The 1996-nt window shown below is 64.1% G+C and carries 2 protein-coding genes; one reads left to right on the plus strand and one right to left on the minus strand.

What is annotated here, in order from left to right:
* Positions 1 to 90 precede the first annotated feature (90 nt).
* Positions 91 to 894, plus strand: coding sequence for a hypothetical protein (locus EN893_RS31220; RefSeq protein ID WP_128362063.1), 804 nt, complete (start codon positions 91 to 93; stop codon positions 892 to 894).
* Between the two features lie 14 nt (positions 895 to 908).
* On the opposite strand, the gene ptsP is transcribed toward EN893_RS31220, so the two are convergent.
* A partial coding sequence (gene ptsP, locus EN893_RS31225) for a phosphoenolpyruvate--protein phosphotransferase (protein ID WP_128362064.1) occupies positions 909 to 1996 on the minus strand: 1088 nt, incomplete at its 5' end.

The following is a 1996-nucleotide window of genomic DNA, read 5'->3' on the forward strand; positions in this document are numbered from 1 at the left end:
CTATTGATCTACCAATCGATAGGAACAATGTAGAGAGTGGCGGCTGCCCCGGTTGGCGGCTATCCGCAGCAAATTTCAAGGCGATCTGCGATGCTCCGACAAATCTCCGAAGATGTCCGCGTCAATCTGAAGGATCGGCTGCGGGAAGTCCGCGAAATCATCCGCCAGAGCCGCCATGACGGCAGCGGCGATGCCAGCATCCTGCGCGAAGCAACCAGCCATCTGCCGCCGTTTCCGGGCAAGGGCATCGAAGGCCTGCTCAGCCATGCCGCCAGTGCCGTCGACGAGGCGCTGTCGATCGCTGAAGCTTTCGTCCCGCATGAGCGCCCGATCAAGGTGGACGGCACGACGGTAAAGGGCCTCGGCACCTATTTCCCGATCGGCAACGAGGATCGCCAGCTGAGCGCGAAGCGCCTGTTCCGGCGCGATATGTATTATCTGACCAAGGCGGTGCTTGCCGGCCTGAACATCGACAATGCCCGCATCCACGAAGCCGATTTCGCGGCCGTCCATGCCACGATGCGCAAGCGGCATGGCGACCTCCTGGCCGCCTTGGCCACGCCAGGCGCCGGACTGCAGGCAATCGCGGCGATCTGTTCGGCGCTGCTGGTCGAGTGCCTCAGCCAGCGTCCAGTTCGCTTTGCCGAGACCGTGCCGGAAACGCCGGCCGCGATTGCCGGCCGGGCGCTCGACATAAGCTGCCTGGCGCCGCTCGCTTTGGCCTGCGGCCTGGCGACCACCGGCAGCGACGGTGCACCGGAGCCGGATATGCTGGAGATCGCGATATTGGCGGCGGATATTCGCCACGACCGCATCGTTCAGGCCTGCGCCAAGGCAAACCCCATCGCTGAACTGACACCGGTGTTCGCCACCTTGCTTGCCCATCTGCCGTAATTAGCCGGTCTGGGCTAGCCTTCAGCGGCCATGGCCATGATCGCTTTCTTGGCGCGCTGGATGGAAGCCGGGCTCATCGACAGTTCGGTCAGTCCCATCTTCACGAAGGTCGCAATGAGATCGGGACGGCCGGCCGCCTCACCGCACATGCCGACCATGATACCGGCGGCGACGCCGGCTTTTGCCGTCATTTCGATCGCCGACATGACGGCTGGATTGGTGACATCGTTGAGCTTGGCGACGGTCGGATTGAGCCGGTCGGCGGCCATGATGTACTGGGTCAGATCGTTGGTTCCGATCGAGAAGAAAGCGACCTCCTTGGCCAGCGCCGGAGCGATCAGCACGGCGGCCGGGGTTTCGATCATGACGCCGAGATCGAATGATGCGTGCGGCACGCCTTCGGCTTTCAGCTCGGCCGTGCATTCATCAACCAGCACGCGCGTCTGCCTGACCTCCGAGAGGTCGGACACCATCGGCAGCATCACCTTGATGTTGCCGTGCACGGCGGCCCGCAGCAGCGCCCGCAGTTGGCGCTTGAAGATGTCGGGCCGGTCGAGACACATGCGGATGCCGCGCCAGCCGAGGAAGGGGTTTTCCTCGTCGGGAAATTCGATGCCGGCAATCGGCTTGTCACCGCCGATGTCGAGCGTGCGCACAATGACCGGATAAGGCGCAAAAGCCTTGGCCAGCGCCGCATAGGTCTCGGCCTGCATGTCTTCCGAGGGCAGATGCATATGGCGCATGAACAGAAGCTCGGTGCGGAACAGGCCGATGCCCATGGCGCCAGCCTCTTGCGCCGCTTCGATTTCCTCAAGTGAGCCGATATTGGCCGCGATCTCGATGATCCTGCCGTCGGCAAGCTTCGGCGTCACCGTCTTGAAGATGGTCAGGCCGGCGCGCTCCTTTGCCGCCGCTTCGACGCGGCGACCCGCGCCGATTTCGCCGGCCGCGTCGGGGTCGATGATCACATGGCCGGCATTGCCGTCGAGCGCGACCTCTCGCGCGGTGCGCAAGGCATTGATCTGGCCGCCAAGGCCGAGCACGGCCGGAATGCCGTGCGAGCGCGCGATGATGGCGATGTGCGAAGTGGCGCCGCCATGGC

It is taken from the genome of Mesorhizobium sp. M7A.F.Ca.CA.004.04.2.1 (assembly GCF_004022825.1).
Classification (GTDB): Bacteria; Pseudomonadota; Alphaproteobacteria; order Rhizobiales; family Rhizobiaceae; genus Mesorhizobium.